The organism is Brucella lupini (assembly GCF_002252535.1).
GTDB classification, from domain to species: domain Bacteria; phylum Pseudomonadota; class Alphaproteobacteria; order Rhizobiales; family Rhizobiaceae; genus Brucella; species Brucella anthropi.
On record NZ_NNRN01000037.1, the window covers coordinates 51,631 to 67,993 of the forward strand.

Genomic DNA, 16,363 nt, shown 5'->3' on the forward strand with positions numbered 1-16,363 from the left:
TGGCGGACACTAATAGCCGGATTTGGCGTCGTCAACGCATAAATACATCGCCCGCGATATTTTCTTAGGCTCACCCGCCCCAAACGATAACTTTATTTCAACGGAAGATTCTTATCCTGACACGAAACCTCCTGTTGAAAGTTGGGGCGGAGTGGGCAGCATGAGCGAAATTGGGGACAGTTCCAACGCGCGAGAACAGAGCGAATATGTGCAGCGCAATCGCACGGAAGGCTATGTCATCCAATGCGATGGCGAGAGTGCCATCGTCTCAGCGCTATCAGGCCCCTCTTCGGCAGCATCTGACGATTATTGGGCCGTAGGTCAGCTTATATCCATTCAGGCAGGCGACAATCGCGTCGTGGGACTCATCCGCAACGTGCTTGTTCCCGGTGATGTCTGGATACGCGGCGGTGACAACACGCTCCATGTCCATGTCGAGTTTCTGGGTGAAGTTCGCGTGCAACCGACCGGGCAGACCACTTTCAACGGCGGTATTTCGCAGTTTCCCCATCCCGGCGCTATTGCTCACCGTATCCGCGCCACCGACCTTGCCGCCATTTATGCGCAAACAGGTCACAGCAGCGTTTCAATCGGTACACTCACGCAGGACGCAACCGTTCCGGCTTACATATCGGTCGATGATCTTATCTCCCGGCATTTCGCTATCGTCGGCACAACGGGCGTCGGCAAGTCGAGCGCAGTCATCCTGCTGCTACGCCGGATCGTCGCCGAAAAGCCCAATCTGCGTGTGCTCATTCTTGATCCACACAATGAGTTCGCGAGCGCATTTCCCGATCTGGCCGTGGCGGTCGATCAGACGAATATCGAACTGCCATTCTGGATGCTGCGGCTGGATGAATTTGCAGATGTGATCTTTCGCGGGCGCGCGCCGGACCCGATGGAACTCGATATATTGCGTGATCTGGTCCAGCTAGCCCGCGAAAAAATGCAGGGCACAGAACTGTCAGCCGCGAAAACATTGCGACGGCAGCTTGCCGACCGCCAGAGCGTCAGCGCCGACACGCCCATCGCCTACCGTCTGCTTGACCTGATAGCCCTCATCGATGAGCGTATGGGTCTCCTCGACAGCAAGGCGGAACGTCCCTATCTGCGCAGCCTCAAAGCTCGGCTTGAATCGATCTCTGCCGATCCCCGCTTCCGTTTCATGTTCGCTGTAACTGGCGGCTCGGAAACAATGCGACAGGCCATTGGCCGGATTTTTCGCATCCCGCTGAACGGAAAACCCATCTGCACATTCCAGCTTGCAGGCTTACCATCCGAGGTTGTCAACGCTGTTGCTTCCGTCTTGTGCAGACTGGCATTCGATATCGCCCTTTCAAGTGAGGGCAGCCTACAGACACTGGTAATCTGCGAGGAAGCCCACCGCTATATTCCAACCGACCGCGACGCCGGGTTCTGGCCGACAAGGCAGGCAATATCCCGAATTGCCAAAGAAGGTCGAAAATACGGTTCCTATCTCGGAGTTATAAGCCAGCGCCCCGGCGAGCTTGATCCAACGATCCTCTCACAGTGCAATTCGATTTTTGCGATGCGGCTCGGTAATGAACGTGATCAGGAAATCATCAAAGGTGCCATTCGCGGCGGCGCACAGAGCATGGCAGGCTTCCTGTCATCCATCGCCAACCGCGAAGCGATAGCCTTCGGCGAAGCGTTCTCAACACCGATGCGTCTCACATTCGAAACCATCCCACCTCATCAGCTTCCCGGACGCAGCAAAAGCGAGAGCGCTCTTTCCAGCTGGCGCAACGACGAAAAGATATCCCTCGACCGTATCGTTGAAAAATTACGTGCTTTTGAGAACAGTTCACAGACGGAACCGGTGGACCAACTCGGAGACGAGGATAATCTGTGGGGCAGCCCAGTCTCTACCAGTCGCCGTGACCAAGCGCCTACCGACGAAGCTTACCATCGCTCATCTTCTTCGCCGAGGCCACAAACATCACTCAGTCTCGACACAAAACAGAGTATTGAGAAGATGGGCGAACTGGTGCGCAGCTTTCGCAAGGATCGCGAGCGCTAGATAGTGTAGCGAATCCGAAAATCCTATCAGCCTGAAGCTAGGCGCAGACGCGGTTACGGCCCATATTCTTCGCGGCATAGAGCATCTTGTCAGCGCGACGATAGAGATCTTTCGAGGTCTCGCGCCGATCCCATATCGCAAGACCGATACTGACGGTAACGCCAAGCTTTTCATCGCCGAGATCGATTTCGAGCGTCGATATGGCCTTGCGAATACGATTAGCAAGCTTGATCATCAATTCCGCGTCCATGTTCGGCGCAAGGACTGCGAACTCCTCGCCACCAAGCCGGGCGACAACATCATGATACCGTGTATAGTCCTTGAGACACCGCGCCACCTCCTGCAGCACGACATCGCCAATGTCATGTCCGTAGGTATCGTTCACGGCCTTAAAGTGATCGAGATCGATAATCATCAGTCCGACAGGCCGCTGTATACGGTCAAACTGGACCAGATATTCCTTTAGCGCCTCGTCGAAATAGCGCCGGTTCTGCATACCAGTCAGGCTGTCCGTCAACGCAGCATGTTCGAGGGTCTGCGACCGTTCGGAAAGATCCTGCGTGATGACCTGCAGTTTGCCGTGGTCCAGCGCATCGGTGCGAATTTGGGGATAGATCAGGAACAACCCGCAAGCGATTGTCGCAATCAGCACCCAGATTGTGACGTGGTTCAGCTGGTCGAGTCTCGAAACCAGTTCATAGGCGCCCGCATCAAGAGGCAATGTCTGCAATTGTCCGATGTCGACACGAGCTTGATAAAGCAACAGCCCGATACCGAACATCAGAACAATCAGAATAAAAAATGCCCGTTCCGATTTATGAAACCGCATAGCCCGCGCCCACCTCTCCTGTTTCAGAGAGTGCCAGCGAGTTATTTCGTTGTCGTTAATTGAGCGAAGGCATCATCGGAATTTGCGTGCGTGCACCAGCTATCATCAAGCTGATTTCGAAACCAGGTCGACTGACGCTTTGCATATTGCCGGGTGGCGATAACCGAACGTTCAATGGCTTCTTCCCGCGACATCGAGCCTTGCAAAAATGCCGTGATTTCACGCACACCGATGGCCTTCATTGCAGGCAATGCCGGGTCGACATCTAGCGTCAGCAACGCTTTGACTTCATCAATCGCACCATTGTCCCACATCAGGGCAAACCGCCGGGCAATACGTTCTGAAAGCCATGTCCGTTCCGGCAGCAAGACGATCTTGCGGGCGCTATCATCGTTTACCAGTGCCTGCCCTTTCGTCTGTTGCCACACAAGAAGCGACTTTCCGGTGCCCTCAAAAACTTCCAGCGCCCGAACGATGCGCTGGCTGTCGAAAGGTTGAAGGGTTGCGGCCATATCCGGGTCACGTTCGCTGAGAAGCCGGTGAAGAAGTTCCGGACCGTCCGTCTCCATAAGTCCTCGCCAATAGGCGCGAACATCACCCGGCACCTCTGGCATCTGCGACAGTCCACCGAGAAGCGCTCTGAAATAAAGCCCCGTCCCGCCAACAAAGATCGGGGTCCTGTGCTTCATGGCAGGTTGGGTTAGCAGGTCAGCTACATCATCCAGCCATCGTCCGGTCGAATAGGACATCGATGGCGCGACGTGTCCATAGAGATGATGTTCTGCCGCAGCCAGATCCGCTTTGTTCGGCCGCGCAGTCAGAAGGTCAAGAACATCGTAAACCTGCATGGAATCAGTGTTCACAATGAAACCGCCGGTCTCATGAGCCATGCGAATGGCAAGTGCCGACTTGCCGCTGGCCGTCGGGCCAGCTATCAGGATTGCATTCGTGATCGCACCCTCATTCATCGTCGGAATTGCTCTCCATGTCCCAACAGGTTTCTCTCGTCGCCACTTTGATTGCCAATCCGGCCAAGGCCTCGCTTGCATCAGCGCTTGGGATTAAAGCCTCAGCGGCAGTGAACGCAACTGGACTCTACTGGCTGGCCGACAACATTGCCTGCGACATTGCGCTTCCATCGGGGATCAGCAGTGACGAAGCCGAAACCCTGCTGCGCCATTCGCTTGATGGCGCGCCGGTCGACGTGGTGGTGCAGGAACAGGAGCACCGACGCAAGAAAATTCTGATTGCCGACATGGATTCCACGATGATCCAGCAAGAGTGCATCGATGAACTGGCAGAGGAAGCCGGGCTGCGCGAGCATGTGGCTGCAATCACCGCGCGCGCCATGAACGGCGAGATCGCTTTCGAACCAGCCTTGCGCGAGCGGGTCGCCTTGTTGAAAGGTCTGCCGCTCAACGTAATCGACAAGGTCATTTCAACCCGCATTACACTGATGCCCGGCGGCCCGGAACTCGTGCGCACCATGCGTAAACATGGCGCTTACACGGCGCTGGTGTCCGGCGGTTTCACCTCATTCACCCAGCGTATCGCCGAAATGATCGGCTTCAACGAAGAACGTGCGAACAGGCTGATCGACGATGGTTTGCATCTGACCGGGCTGGTCACAGAACCAATTCTCGGCCGGGAAGCCAAGGTCGAGAAACTCGAGGAAATCGCCGAGCGCCTTGGTCTCACACCAGATGATGCAATCGCAGTAGGTGACGGGGCGAACGATCTCGGCATGATCCAGCTTGCAGGCACTGGCGTCGCACTCCACGCAAAGCCGACTGTGGCAGCGCAGGCCAGAATGCGGGTTGACCATGGCGACCTGACCGCCCTCCTCTATATTCAGGGCTATCGAAAGACGGATTTCGTTCAATGATCATTCTGGAAACGCCACGCCTCATCATCCGGAACTGGGAAGATCACGACCGCGACCTGTTCCATGTCATCAATTCAGATGAAGAAGTCATGCGTTTCTTTCCCTTTCGTAGAAATCGCTCGCAATCGGATGAACTGTTCGACCACCTCCGGAAGATGATTTCTGAAACGGGTCTCGGTTTCTATGCGCTGGAAGAAAAAGAAGAAGGTCAGTGCATCGGTTTCGCCGGTCTCGCCCGCACTGACCTTGAACCTTATTTACCGGATGGCACCGTTGAAATCGGCTGGCGGCTGGCCCCTCCCTTTTGGGGCAAAGGCTATGTGACCGAAGCGGGCAAAGCGCTGATCGAATATGCTTTCGGCACCCTTGGCCTCACCGAAGTGGTTTCCTTCGCCGTCCATAATAATGAGCGGTCTACGGCCGTCATGCGTCGCATCGGCATGACCCGCGATCCGTCGAGCGATTTCGACCATCCGCGCGTGCCGGATAAAACTCCGCATTTGAAGCTTCATTCCGTCTACCGCATTCAGGCAGCCTGACCAGCCACCCAGCCCGAAGACCATGCCCACTGGAAATTATAGCCGCCGAGCCAGCCGGTAACATCGACAACCTCGCCGATGAAAAAAAGGCCGGGAACGGATTTGGCTTCCATGGTCTTGGAGTCGAGATCGCGCGTATCGACCCCTCCAAGCGTAACCTCCGCCGTACGATAGCCTTCCGAGCCGGCGGGCTTGATGCGCCAGTCGTTTATCGCGGCCTCAACACGGCGAAACATCTTGTCCGACATATCCGCCAGATGACCGGTCGCACCAATTTCCTCGGCTATGGTTTGCGCAAGTTTCCTCGGAAGATAAAGCGCCAGTGCGGTCTGCAATGCCTGCTTGCCGTTCTGTTTGCGCTGCTCACGCAGGGCTTCGAAAATGTCCGTCTCCGGTAGCATCGCAATGCGGATTTCATCTCCTTCACGCCAGTAGGAAGAAATCTGCAGGATCGAAGGGCCACTAATGCCACGATGCGTAAAAAGCATCGCTTCGGCAAATTTCGTTTTGCCGCAGGAGACAACGGCATCGACGGCAACACCGGCCAGCGGTTTCAGCCGCTCAAGTGTGTTGGGTTCAAACGTCAATGGCACCAGTGCCGGTCGTGTTTCGACAATCCGCAATCCAAATTGTGTCGCGATATCGTAGCCGAAGCTTGTAGCTCCCATCTTCGGGATAGATTTCCCGCCACAGGCCACGACCAGTGATCGACAGCGAACAGGTCCATCCGTTAGCTGAAGCGTAAAACCATGTGCGGATTTTTCGACCGAACTGACACTGCAACCAAGCTTTAGTCGCGCGCCATGGCGCTTCATTTCCCCCAGCAACATTTCAATTATCTGCAACGCCGAGCCATCACAGAAGAGCTGCCCGAGTGTCTTCTCGTGATAGGCGATACGATGACGTTCCACGAGCGCAATGAAGCCGCGCTGCGTGTAGCGGCTCATAGCAGAGATACAAAAATGCGGGTTCTGTGAGAGATAATTTTTCGGACTTGCATGAAGATTGGTGAAATTGCAGCGACCACCGCCCGATATACGGATTTTCTCACCTGCTGCCTTTGCGTGATCCACGACCAGCACGGAACGCCCGCGTTTGGCCGCCTCGATGGCACACATCATGCCTGCCGCGCCAGCGCCTATGACCACAATATCGACTGTTTCCAACTCACCCTACTCCGAATGGCGCCGGTCCATAGCATACCGGAGGCGAATGAAACAGAAGGCTCTGCCATTTCGAACGACAAATAAGGAAGTACTCGAATCTCTTTGTACGGTTCTGGCGCCAAGTGATTCAAACCGCAAAACAAAACGGCATTGCAGATTTCCCTGCAATGCCGCTTCAGCAGTACATTCAATTGAGGATCAATTGATCCGGACAGTCACGAAACGCAGTTCCCCCGAACGAGAAGCCAGCATCATAAGTGCATTCTTGCGTCCTTCGCGGCGCAGCGCATCAATGCGCTTCTTCACGTCTTCCGGCGTCTTCACGTTCACCTGCCCGATATCGACGATAACATCGCCGGTTTCGATACGCTTCTCGCCAGCAGCTGAACCAGGAGCGACGTAAAGAACAGCAACGCCTTCTACATCTTCGGCAATGCCAAATTCTCCGCGAACATCGTCATTCAGCTCGCTGAGCTTCATTCCAAGAACGCTCGGGGCAGCGTCACTCTTCTGTTCTTTTTTTGACGTATCCGGCGTTTCCGCACCTTCATCACCGCCCTCGCCCTCGGGCAGCGGAGCCTGATCTTCCGTCGCAGCTTCGGTGCTCTTGTCATCCTCGACCAGACGTCCGAGCTTGACCTTCACCGTCTTTTCCTCACCCTGACGAACCACGACGATCTCGACGTCCTTGCCGACCGGGGTTTCCGCAACCAGTCGCGGTAGATCGCGGGCGGTGTCGACCGGCTTGCCTTCGTAGCGGATCACGACATCTCCGGCTTCAATGGCCTTGTTGTCGACGCCGGAATTTTCGATCAGCCCGGCAATCAGCGCGCCCTTGGCTTCCTTCAGTCCAAGGCTCTGAGCGATATCCTCGGTAACAGGCTGGATACGTACACCAAGCCAGCCACGGCGAACTTCACCGAACTCCTTGAGCTGGTCGATAACACCCACAGCCATTTCCGCAGGGATGGCAAAGCCGATACCGATAGAGCCGCCCGAGGGCGAGATGATTGCAGTGTTGATACCGATCACCTTGCCATCCATATCGAACAGCGGCCCACCGGAATTGCCACGGTTGATGGCCGCATCGGTCTGGATGAAGTCATCATAGGGACCGGAATTGATATCTCGCTTGCGGGCCGAAATAATGCCCGCAGTCACCGTTCCACCAAGACCGAAGGGATTGCCAATCGCAAGGACCCAGTCGCCGATACGCGCCTTTTCCGAATTACCGAATTCTACGGCCTTCAGCTTGTGCTTGGACGGATCCACCTTGAGGATCGCCAGATCGGTCTTAATGTCTTTTCCGACCAGTTCCGCTTTCAGCTTGGACCCATCGTTGAAATTGACTTCGATCTCATCCGCATCGGCGATGACGTGATTATTCGTTACGATGAAGCCCTTTTCGGCATCGATGACGAAGCCGGAACCCAGCGACTGGACCTTGCGCGACTCGTCGCCTTGCGCGCCGCCCTTGTCACCGAAGAAGTCCTTAAAATATTCCTGGAATGGAGAGCCTTCCGGCACCTGCGGCATCGGAACCGCACCGTCACCTTCGCCATCTTCCTTGACGGTCTGTGAGGTCGAGATGTTCACCACTGCATCCAGCAGCCCTTCGGCCAGATCGGCAACGGAAGCCGGTCCCTGAGCCGCGATTGCCGGAGGTGTCCCTACCGAAAGAGTGCCAGCGACGGTCATCGCCCCCAATGCCACGGTTGCGAAAAGGGTGCGAGCAAATCCCGCCTTTGGTGCAATTGCCATGAAGCCCTGCTCCGTTCCTGTTTGCTTGCAGTCGTTTGATTAGCGATAGATGTACTAAGGCTTGATCGCTGCAAAATACGGCCTGTTTACGGCCCCGCATAGACTACAGACAATAAATAACGGAAGGAAAGCGGCTTATCCCCTGACAAGCCAAACAATGCCGACGCCGATTGCGAGCGCTGCAATCCCGGCAATGCGCAACATGTTCTCCGGCGTCTCACTCGCTTCACGAGCAAGCTTCTTCGCCAAGGAAGGAAAGCCGCCGTAGAGCAGCCCTTCGAGAACGAAGAGAAGACCTACGGCGGCTAAAAAATCGCTCATGAGCGTTTGACCCGGTTGTTACTGGGCAGGCGTTGCCAGCTTGCCGCCAGCATCACGGAAGAACTTGAAGAACTCCGAGTCCGGCGAGAGAACCAGCGTTGTATCCGGGGTCTCAAGGGCTTCACGATAAGCAGACATCGAGCGGTAGAAGGCGAAGAAACCAGGGTCCTTGCCTGCAGAGCCTGCGAAGATCTCACTGCGCTGCGCATCGCCTTCACCACGAAGGATTTCCGATTCCTTGCGTGCTTCTGCAATCGTTTCGACGACCTGACGATCCGCGACAGCGCGGATGCGCTGGGCAGCTTCACGGCCACGGGCACGCAGGCGCTCTGCTTCGGCAAGACGCTCTGCCTTCATGCGGTCATAGGTCTGCTGCGAAACTTCAGCCGTCAGATCGGTACGACGGATACGCACATCGGCGATGGTCAAGCCAAGCGACGTTGCATCGGGACGAAGCTGGTCACGCACTTCGCGCATCATGTCGCCACGCTCTTCCGAAAGTGCCGCTTCGAATCCGCGCTGGCCGTAAACGCTACGCAATGCAGCATCAAGACGCGTGCGAAGACGCTGCTCGGCAAGCAGCGTGCTGCCCGAAACGGTTTCACGGAACTTGCGCGCATCGGTAATGCGATAAACGAGGAACGCATCGACGTCATAGAACTTGCCGCCCGAAACCTGAACGCGGATATCGTCCAGATCGAAGCGCAGCAGGCGATCATCGATCAACTGCACAGTATCTGCATCAAGGAAGCCAAAAGGTAGTTTGAAGTAGATGCCCGGTTCCGTCTTCACATCAACGATCTGACCGAAGCGAAGCACGATAGCCTGCTGACGCTCGGATACGATGAACGTGGCGGAGTAGATCAGGAAAGCGATGACGGCGATAATGCCGCCAATGATTGGGAGCCTGTTCTGAGCCATTACTGGTTACCTCCGCTCGGGGTCGTCGTGGTCGCATTCACGCCTGGGCGTGGCTGCTGGCGCATGAGTTCGTTCAGCGGCAGATAAGGCACGACATCCTTTCCAGGTTCGACAATAACTTTCTTGGTGCTCTTCAGCACCTGTTCCATGGTTTCGAGGAACAGACGGTTACGCGTCACTTCCGGCGCCTTCTGGTATTCACCCAGAACGGAGCTGAAACGCTGAGCCTCACCTTCCGCGTCCTGAACGACACGGTTCTTGTAAGCGGCTGCTTCTTCGCGAAGCTGGGCTGCTTCACCACGAGCCTGACCGAGCTTCTGGTTCGAATACTGGTTCGATTCTTCCACGAAACGGTCTTCGTCCTGTTCGGCACGCTGCACTTCATCGAAGGCATCAGCCACTTCACGCGGCGGTGCTGCATCTTCGATGGAAACGGCGTTGATCTGGATACCCGTTTTGTAGGTATCGAGCGTCTGCTGAACAATATCGCGAACACTGGATGCGATTGCCGAACGGTTGTCGCGGAAAACGTCCTGAGCCGGTCGACGGCCAACGATTTCACGGATCGCGCTTTCAGAAACCTGCTGCACCATCGCATCCGGATTATCGACGTTAAACAGATAGGCTTGCGGATCGGAAACGCGATACAAAACCGAGAACTGAACGTTGACGATGTTCTGGTCGCCCGTCAGCATCAGGCCCTGCGTCGCACTTCGGTTGCCCTGCCCACCGATATTGATCTGCTTTTCGACGATCTGCGCCTTTTCATAGGTTTCAATCGGCCACCAATGGAAATGCAGTCCCGGTTCGGACACTTCTTCCTTCGGCTTGCCGAAGCGCAATTCGACGGCAAGTTCGTCCGGCTGCACGGTATAGACGGACTGGAAGAGCCAGAAGCCGACAACTGCCGCGCCAATAAGGAAAAGAACGCCGCGATTGCTGCCGCCCTTGCCACCACCACCGGGGAAGACCTGCTTCAGACGATCTTGTCCTTTGCGCAGAATATCTTCGAGATCAGGTGGTGTGTTCTGGCCGCCGCCACGTGGGGCCTTTGGCCCTTGTCCCCAAGGACCGCCATTATTGTTGTTATTGTTATTATCGCCGCCGCCACCCCATGGGCCGCCGCCACCATTCTGATTACTCCAGGGCATCCTCACCTCTCGTCCAGGCGACGGGAAAGCGAGCTGCCCACTCCCGTCATCAACTAATGTTTCCGTTTTATAGGCATCGGGAGGTCCGCTTTCAACGCGAAGACGACAAAATTCGTGAACTATGCTTTACACAGCACGTTTTTCGTACACAAAATAGCGCGTTGGGTGACTATCCTTGTCACCAGCGGGCACATCCTCCTGCGAAACGACGCGCCAGATTTGGAGGTCGATTTCTGGAAAATGCGTATCTCCATCGATCTCGGCCAGCACGCGGGTCAGGTGAATATGGTCCGCGAGAGGCAAAGCCTGCGCATAAATTTTCCCGCCGCCTATGACGCAAACCTCTTCGACACCCAGGTCAGCGGCCAGTTTTTGTCCGAGCGCAATTGCCTCTTCGAGAGAACCGATAGCACTTGCACCTTCAGCCTGAAATCCGTTGTCCCTCGTCACGACAATATTGGGCCGTCCCGGCAAGGGGCGCCCAATAGATTCCCAAGTCCGCCGCCCCATGATAACCGGCTTGCCGAGCGTCAGGGCCTTGAAGCGTTTGAGATCGGTTGAGAGCCGCCACGGCATATCATTGTCGCGCCCAATGACGCCGTTTTCGGCGGCAGCAACAATGATTGAAACAATCGGTTCTTGTACGGACATGGAATGCCTCAGACAGCAATCGGCGCTTTGATCGTCGGATCGGCCTCATAGCCCTCAAGCTGGAAGTCCTCAAAACGGAAAGCAAAGAGGTCCTTCACATCCGGATTGATCCACATTGTCGGCAATTTCTTTGGTATTCGGGTAAGCTGCAGGCGCGCCTGATCGAAATGATTGGCGTAAATATGCGCATCCCCGAGCGTATGGATGAACTCTCCCGGTTTCAGACCGGCAACCTGCGCGATCATCATCGTCAACAACGCATAGGAAGCGATATTGAACGGCACGCCCAGAAATATGTCCGCAGAGCGTTGATAAAGCTGGCAGGAGAGTTTTCCATCGGCGACATAGAACTGGAAAAGACAGTGGCATGGCGGCAAAGCCATTTCATCGACCAGCGCCGGGTTCCACGCCGATACGATCAGGCGCCGCGAATTGGGATTTCCATGCAGCATCTTGAGAAGATTCGCGATCTGATCGATATGGCGGCCATCCGGCGCTGGCCATGAGCGCCACTGATAACCATAAACCGGGCCCAAGTCGCCATTCTCGTCTGCCCATTCATCCCAGATCGAGACGCCATTTTCCTTCAGATAGGCGATGTTCGTATCACCTTTCAGAAACCAGAGCAGCTCATGGATGATCGAGCGAAGATGCAGTTTCTTGGTCGTGAGAACCGGAAACCCCTCTTCGAGATTGAAGCGCATCTGATATCCGAAAACCGATCGCGTACCTGTACCCGTGCGGTCACCACGGTCGGTGCCGGTATCCAGCACATGTTGAAGAAGATCGAGATAGGTGCGCATGGGGGATGATCCAGAATCCGATTCGTTTAAGCCACTATAAAGAAAAACCCCGGTGTAAGGCACCGGGGCTTCGGATTCACCAGATCGCTGTGGATCAAAGGCCGCCGAGTTTTCCGAGCTGCTTGGCGACCAGATAATAGAAGGTAACGCGATTCTTGTTGCGATCACCCTTCATGACTTCCGCAACATGCGCGACGACTTCGTCACCCTTGGCTTCATCATCAACGCCGAGTTTCTTGGCAACCCAATTGGTGCGGACGCGCTTCAATTCTTCCGGGTCCGTTGCCGAAACGAGCGAGGAATCGCGATTGCGCAGCGCAATACCCAGATGCTTGACGATCTTGTCGACTACAGCTTCATCGGCACCGGCATCGTAGCGACGGACATCCGCGAGATATTCACTCATATATCCACTCTCCTTCGAATGGGGTATCAGCACCCCGTTTCAGCCACGGAATCCGGCTATATAAGAATTTACTTGCCGACCCCGATATGTTGCGAGGATTGACCAGCAAATGCAGGCTGTCAATGAAAAATGAACACAAGGGCTGGTTGTCGGGAGCCTATTGGCAAAACCCGTTAAAAACTACGCACCCTCTTCCAATCATGATCAACCGCGCCTATATACGGCGTGTCGGCGCAAGCTGACTATGGTGATAAATGGACGGTGTAATAAACCCATTGGACCCGGGGGCGGTACCCGGCGCCTCCACCAGAATACAAATCAGCCTATCGGTTTGTATTGTGGTGGGGGCGAAACAGGATCGACAAGGGTGTAAAGATCGCTCTTTTACTCGGCATGATACCACCGTTATCGGGTCAATTGAGTAGTTGCAAATGACAACAAAGCTCAGGGTTATGCTCTCGCTGCCTAATGGCGGTGCGGGAAACCCACTCTAAAGTCCTTAGGGTTAGCCCCTTAAGGCGGGGTTCGGAGGCACCTGGCAACAGAAGCCTCCACTTTCCCTTTCACATTACTTATGCAGCGGCGGCTTCCGTATCAAGTTCACTTGCCTTGCGCGAAAGAACGATCTGCGTCAGCACGAAGGCCGTGAGCGCACAACCGGCAATTCCGCCGACCATCGGCACAGCCGTTCCGTCAAAGAACGAGCCTGTCACACCAATGGCAACGCCGCCAATCACGAAATGCAGCGTACCCATCAGCGCAGAAGCAGTTCCTGCAATCTCGCCGTGGTCTTCCAGAGCCAGCACCGCCGTTGTTGGGATGACAAGGCCAAGGAAACCATAGCCCACGAACAGGAAGCCTGCGATCAACCAAAGCGACTGATGCCCCATGAGTGCGGCGGCGAACATGGCGAGCATTGCCGCTGCAAATCCGGAAACGGCGAATCGCATGACGCGGCGAAGCCCGAAGCGTGCCCCCAACCAGCCGTTCAACTGCGAAACGCCGAAGAACGATACTGCATTGGCCGAAAACGCGATGGCATATTGCGTCGGCGTCAGGCCGTAATGGTCGATAAGCACGAAGGACGAGTTGGCGAGATAGACGAAGAAGGACGCGATGCCAAAGCCGCCAACAAAGACCAGTCCGAGGAAATAGCGATCCTTAAGCAGACGACCGTAGCCGCGCAAGGCGCTGCCCAGATTGCTTTCAAGCCTGGCCTCTGCCGTCCGCGTCTCTTTCTGTGCAGTGGCCACCAGGATGATACCAATAACGGCAGCGACCAGAACCGCCCAGAAAACACCACGCCAGCCAAAGAAGCTGATGATGACGGAACCGGTCAGCGGCGCCAGAATCGGCGAAATGGAGAAAACCAGCATCAGAAGCGACATCAGACGCGCTGCCTCGATACCTGTGTGAAGGTCTCGCACGACAGCGCGCGGGATGACCATACCAGCTGCTGCACCCAGCCCCTGAACGAAGCGGAAAAGCACGAGCACATCTATATCGGTCGCGACGGCGGAGCCAATGCTGCCGATACCGAACAAGACCAGACCGCCATAGAGCGGAAGTTTACGCCCGACCATATCGGACAGCGGCCCGCAGAAAAGCTGCGCAACCGCGAGAGCAATGAAAAAGGCCAGAAGGCTCATCTGCACCGCACCAGTTTCCGCGTGCAAATCGGCGGCAATGGTGGGCAGAGCTGGCAGATACATATCGATCGCAAATGGGCCAATGGCGGAAAGAAGGCCAAGAACAATGGCATTGCGCACAAGACTGGAAGCCATGGGGGACGCGCTTTCATCAATGTTTCGTGAGGTTCCCGCACCGATTTCGGATCTCCGGTTTTGCTTGGGAGGATAGCGCCATCGGGCTCGCAAAATCGGTACAGGACAGATAAATATTTGTATTCGCTACCGGTTTTCGTTCCATCTTGACGATATCGACCTGTTTTCCATTACGGCCGACACTTGAAAACTCTGTAGCGAAAGGCATTCTATACGCATCGTCAAAACAGATTTGACACTGATGTCAAATTAGACACCATTGTCCAAAACGTCAAGCTATCTTATGTTGGAGTTATGAAGCCTACTGACATTATCGACATGGCCGCCCTGCCCGAGAAGCGTGCTGTATCCGAAAAGGGCCTGAATTCCGCGGTGATAAAGCCCGGACAGTGCATGAAGCGCGACTTCATTTTGTGTTCTGCTGCGCGTGTTTTCAATCGCGACGGATTTCAAGGCGCGAGCATAGACCTCATTGCCAACGAAGCGGGCGTGTCACGTCAAACCATCTATAATCACTATCGCGATAAGGAAGCTTTGCTTGCTGCCGTCGTCGAGGATGCGCTTGCACGTATGAACGCGAGCCTGTTCGCAGTTCTGGCCACTTTCCCCCAGACTGGCGAAAATCTGGAGCACGATCTGGTGGCTTTCTCGATCCGCATGAGCCGGAATTGCATATACGATTCGTCCGGTGCGTTTCTGCGCAAGGTAATGCAGGCCAATGAGACCAACCTGCCGCTTGCAGCCAATATTTGCAGCACCAAAGGCCCGGCACAAGCCATCCCGGCCATAGCAGCCCGTCTGGCGCGCCTCGCCATGGATGGTCATCTGCGCGTCGACGATCCGGACCTTGCCGCACGCCATTTAATGGCGCTCATCAATGCCGACACGCACTACCATATGCTAACCGGTCAGGGTGTGGACGATGCAATCATCGAAAAGAGCGCCGTCAACGGAGTACGCACGTTCCTGATGGCCTTCGGAAGTCGATAGAGGCAAGCGCACCCTATTGCGTTCAAAAATTGCACATCTTTCCGCCACAGGCGTCGCCCTATTGCTTTTTCAGATCATATATCATCCGTTCCGGCGAGAACGAACTTGACATCGACCTCCGAATCCGTGGGATAAGCAAACCATGGTACAGGACCTAATCCGTTACGATATTCTCGCTCAGGAAGCCCTACGCGGCGTCATTCGCAAGGTTCTTGCGGAAGTGGCCAAAGCCGGCTTGCCAGGCAACCATCATTTCTTCATCACGTTCCTGACTGGAGCGCCCGGTGTGCGAATTTCCTCGCGCCTGAAGGAAAAATATCCCGAACAGATGACAATCGTTTTACAGCATCAGTTCTGGGACATGCTCGTTACGGATCAGTTGTTCGAAGTCGGTCTGTCTTTCGGTGACATTCCTGAAAAGCTGACTGTACCTTTTTCTGCCGTCCGTGGTTTCTACGACCCTTCGGTCAATTTCGAACTCGAATTCGATGTCGCGATCGCACAGCCAGAAAGCGACAATGACGAAGGCGGCAATGTAGCCCCTATCGAAATCCTCCCCACGGAAGCACCGGTCGAGAAGGTAGAAAAGCCTAAATCGAAGTCGCGCAAGACTGCAGCCGAAAAAGAAGCCGCTGCGGCCAAAGACAACAATGCAGATGATGGCACCGACAAGGAAGCCAAACCTTCTGCCGATGTTGTTTCACTGGATGCTTTCCGGAAAAAGTAATTCCGCACACACCATCCTCATGTGAATAATGGGCCAGAACTCCGGTTGGTTTCGTCCGTTTGTTTGATTGGACAGTTCCGTTTCACTGTTGATCGTGATCAATGGTGAAAAGCAAACAGGCGCTTTATACTCTGTTCTGACGGCAACCAGTTCAGGATTGAGTTCGATGATTCGTGCAATTGCTCAGGCAGTATTGTGGGTAAGCGGCATTGTCGCGGCTTTCTTCGTGGCAAAAGACGAACCCAACTTTCCGCTTCTGCAGATGACAGTTGGGCTTATACTTCTGATTCTGGCGTCCTTGGCCATCTGGTGGTTCACCAACCCCAAAGATCCGCAGAAGTAGAACCAGCCTATTACGAGCTTGCGAGACCGGGCCGAAACGCGGTAA

General features: G+C 55.1%; 17 protein-coding genes and 1 other RNA gene. 7 read left to right on the forward strand and 11 right to left on the reverse strand.

Annotation, left to right across the window (positions count from 1 at the left end; translation table 11 throughout):
* Window positions 1-160 precede the first annotated feature (160 nt).
* Window positions 161-2,041 (forward strand): ATP-binding protein, encoded by a 1,881-nt coding sequence (locus CES86_RS05860; protein WP_010659771.1) that lies wholly within the window; start codon window positions 161-163, stop codon window positions 2,039-2,041.
* 37 nt (window positions 2,042-2,078) lie between these two features.
* Here the strand turns inward: CES86_RS05860 and CES86_RS05865 are convergent, their stop codons facing one another.
* Both CES86_RS05865 and miaA read right to left on the reverse strand, forming a co-directional pair.
* On the reverse strand, window positions 2,079-2,870 hold the full coding sequence (locus CES86_RS05865) for a GGDEF domain-containing protein (RefSeq protein ID WP_012091797.1): 792 nt from the start codon (window positions 2,868-2,870) through the stop codon (window positions 2,079-2,081).
* A 41-nt stretch (window positions 2,871-2,911) separates the two neighbouring features.
* The gene (gene miaA / locus CES86_RS05870) at window positions 2,912-3,838 is read right to left on the reverse strand and encodes a tRNA (adenosine(37)-N6)-dimethylallyltransferase MiaA (RefSeq protein WP_094513882.1); all 927 of its coding nucleotides are present in this window, start codon (window positions 3,836-3,838) and stop codon (window positions 2,912-2,914) included.
* Between the two features lie 17 nt (window positions 3,839-3,855).
* On the opposite strand from miaA, the gene serB reads away from it, so the two are divergent.
* Both serB and CES86_RS05880 read left to right on the forward strand, forming a co-directional pair.
* A complete protein-coding gene (gene serB, locus CES86_RS05875) occupies window positions 3,856-4,755 on the forward strand; it encodes a phosphoserine phosphatase SerB (RefSeq protein ID WP_094513884.1) in 900 nt (299 codons plus the stop codon).
* On the forward strand, window positions 4,752-5,294 hold the full coding sequence (locus CES86_RS05880) for a GNAT family N-acetyltransferase (RefSeq protein WP_094513886.1): 543 nt from the start codon (window positions 4,752-4,754) through the stop codon (window positions 5,292-5,294). The genes serB and CES86_RS05880 overlap by 4 nt, the downstream gene beginning before the upstream one ends.
* Here CES86_RS05880 and CES86_RS05885 read toward each other — a convergent pair.
* From CES86_RS05885 to CES86_RS05920, 8 genes are all read right to left on the reverse strand, one after another.
* Window positions 5,282-6,460 carry a BaiN/RdsA family NAD(P)/FAD-dependent oxidoreductase gene (locus CES86_RS05885; protein WP_094513888.1) on the reverse strand — a complete coding sequence of 393 codons (1,179 nt, stop codon included), beginning with the start codon at window positions 6,458-6,460 and terminating at the stop codon, window positions 5,282-5,284. The genes CES86_RS05880 and CES86_RS05885 overlap by 13 nt on opposite strands.
* 198 nt (window positions 6,461-6,658) lie before the next feature.
* The gene (locus CES86_RS05890) at window positions 6,659-8,221 is read right to left on the reverse strand and encodes a Do family serine endopeptidase (RefSeq protein ID WP_012091792.1); all 1,563 of its coding nucleotides are present in this window, start codon (window positions 8,219-8,221) and stop codon (window positions 6,659-6,661) included.
* A 135-nt stretch (window positions 8,222-8,356) separates the two neighbouring features.
* Window positions 8,357-8,542: a DUF2065 domain-containing protein gene (locus CES86_RS05895; protein ID WP_006467185.1), complete on the reverse strand. Its 186-nt coding sequence runs from the start codon at window positions 8,540-8,542 to the stop codon at window positions 8,357-8,359.
* An 18-nt stretch (window positions 8,543-8,560) separates the two neighbouring features.
* Window positions 8,561-9,463 carry a protease modulator HflC gene (hflC, locus tag CES86_RS05900; protein WP_010659764.1) on the reverse strand — a complete coding sequence of 301 codons (903 nt, stop codon included), beginning with the start codon at window positions 9,461-9,463 and terminating at the stop codon, window positions 8,561-8,563.
* The gene (gene hflK, locus CES86_RS05905) at window positions 9,463-10,614 is read right to left on the reverse strand and encodes an FtsH protease activity modulator HflK (RefSeq protein ID WP_012091791.1); all 1,152 of its coding nucleotides are present in this window, start codon (window positions 10,612-10,614) and stop codon (window positions 9,463-9,465) included. The genes hflC and hflK overlap by 1 nt, the downstream gene beginning before the upstream one ends.
* Window positions 10,615-10,740: 126 nt before the next feature.
* On the reverse strand, window positions 10,741-11,265 hold the full coding sequence (locus CES86_RS05910) for a dihydrofolate reductase (protein WP_094513889.1): 525 nt from the start codon (window positions 11,263-11,265) through the stop codon (window positions 10,741-10,743).
* An 8-nt stretch (window positions 11,266-11,273) separates the two neighbouring features.
* Window positions 11,274-12,068 (reverse strand): thymidylate synthase, encoded by a 795-nt coding sequence (locus CES86_RS05915; RefSeq protein WP_094513891.1) that lies wholly within the window; start codon window positions 12,066-12,068, stop codon window positions 11,274-11,276.
* A 94-nt stretch (window positions 12,069-12,162) separates the two neighbouring features.
* Window positions 12,163-12,474, reverse strand: coding sequence for a DUF2853 family protein (locus CES86_RS05920; RefSeq protein ID WP_010659760.1), 312 nt, complete (start codon window positions 12,472-12,474; stop codon window positions 12,163-12,165).
* 188 nt (window positions 12,475-12,662) lie between these two features.
* On the opposite strand from CES86_RS05920, the gene ssrA reads away from it, so the two are divergent.
* Window positions 12,663-13,030, forward strand: a transfer-messenger RNA (tmRNA) gene (gene ssrA, locus CES86_RS05925).
* Window positions 13,031-13,046: 16 nt separating this feature from the next.
* Here the strand turns inward: ssrA and CES86_RS05930 are convergent.
* Window positions 13,047-14,258, reverse strand: a complete 1,212-nt coding sequence (locus tag CES86_RS05930) for a multidrug effflux MFS transporter (RefSeq protein ID WP_010659759.1) — start codon at window positions 14,256-14,258, stop codon at window positions 13,047-13,049.
* A 294-nt stretch (window positions 14,259-14,552) separates the two neighbouring features.
* On the opposite strand from CES86_RS05930, the gene CES86_RS05935 reads away from it, so the two are divergent.
* The 3 genes from CES86_RS05935 (at window position 14,553) to CES86_RS27455 (ending at window position 16,318) form a co-directional block, all read left to right on the forward strand.
* Window positions 14,553-15,248 carry a TetR/AcrR family transcriptional regulator gene (locus CES86_RS05935; RefSeq protein WP_094513893.1) on the forward strand — a complete coding sequence of 232 codons (696 nt, stop codon included), beginning with the start codon at window positions 14,553-14,555 and terminating at the stop codon, window positions 15,246-15,248.
* 142 nt (window positions 15,249-15,390) lie between these two features.
* Window positions 15,391-15,975 (forward strand): SspB family protein, encoded by a 585-nt coding sequence (locus CES86_RS05940; protein ID WP_094513895.1) that lies wholly within the window; start codon window positions 15,391-15,393, stop codon window positions 15,973-15,975.
* 166 nt (window positions 15,976-16,141) lie between these two features.
* Window positions 16,142-16,318: a hypothetical protein gene (locus tag CES86_RS27455; protein WP_010659756.1), complete on the forward strand. Its 177-nt coding sequence runs from the start codon at window positions 16,142-16,144 to the stop codon at window positions 16,316-16,318.
* The last annotated feature ends 45 nt before the right edge of the window (window positions 16,319-16,363 follow it).

Bases quoted from the DNA above. Each gene is read 5' to 3' on its own strand.
- serB (WP_094513884.1), top strand. From the start codon at position 3,856: ATGTCCCAACAGGTTTCTCTCGTCGCCACTTTGATTGCCAATCCGGCC.
- miaA (WP_094513882.1), bottom strand. From the start codon at position 3,838: ATGAATGAGGGTGCGATCACGAATGCAATCCTGATAGCTGGCCCGACG.
- CES86_RS05910 (WP_094513889.1), bottom strand. From the start codon at position 11,265: ATGTCCGTACAAGAACCGATTGTTTCAATCATTGTTGCTGCCGCCGAA.
- hflC (WP_010659764.1), bottom strand. From the start codon at position 9,463: ATGGCTCAGAACAGGCTCCCAATCATTGGCGGCATTATCGCCGTCATC.
- CES86_RS05880 (WP_094513886.1), top strand. From the start codon at position 4,752: ATGATCATTCTGGAAACGCCACGCCTCATCATCCGGAACTGGGAAGAT.
- CES86_RS05930 (WP_010659759.1), bottom strand. From the start codon at position 14,258: ATGGCTTCCAGTCTTGTGCGCAATGCCATTGTTCTTGGCCTTCTTTCC.
- hflK (WP_012091791.1), bottom strand. From the start codon at position 10,614: ATGCCCTGGAGTAATCAGAATGGTGGCGGCGGCCCATGGGGTGGCGGC.
- CES86_RS05940 (WP_094513895.1), top strand. From the start codon at position 15,391: ATGGTACAGGACCTAATCCGTTACGATATTCTCGCTCAGGAAGCCCTA.
- CES86_RS05935 (WP_094513893.1), top strand. From the start codon at position 14,553: ATGAAGCCTACTGACATTATCGACATGGCCGCCCTGCCCGAGAAGCGT.
- CES86_RS05895 (WP_006467185.1), bottom strand. From the start codon at position 8,542: ATGAGCGATTTTTTAGCCGCCGTAGGTCTTCTCTTCGTTCTCGAAGGG.
- CES86_RS05890 (WP_012091792.1), bottom strand. From the start codon at position 8,221: ATGGCAATTGCACCAAAGGCGGGATTTGCTCGCACCCTTTTCGCAACC.
- CES86_RS05860 (WP_010659771.1), top strand. From the start codon at position 161: ATGAGCGAAATTGGGGACAGTTCCAACGCGCGAGAACAGAGCGAATAT.
- CES86_RS05915 (WP_094513891.1), bottom strand. From the start codon at position 12,068: ATGCGCACCTATCTCGATCTTCTTCAACATGTGCTGGATACCGGCACC.
- CES86_RS27455 (WP_010659756.1), top strand. From the start codon at position 16,142: ATGATTCGTGCAATTGCTCAGGCAGTATTGTGGGTAAGCGGCATTGTC.
- CES86_RS05920 (WP_010659760.1), bottom strand. From the start codon at position 12,474: ATGAGTGAATATCTCGCGGATGTCCGTCGCTACGATGCCGGTGCCGAT.
- CES86_RS05865 (WP_012091797.1), bottom strand. From the start codon at position 2,870: ATGCGGTTTCATAAATCGGAACGGGCATTTTTTATTCTGATTGTTCTG.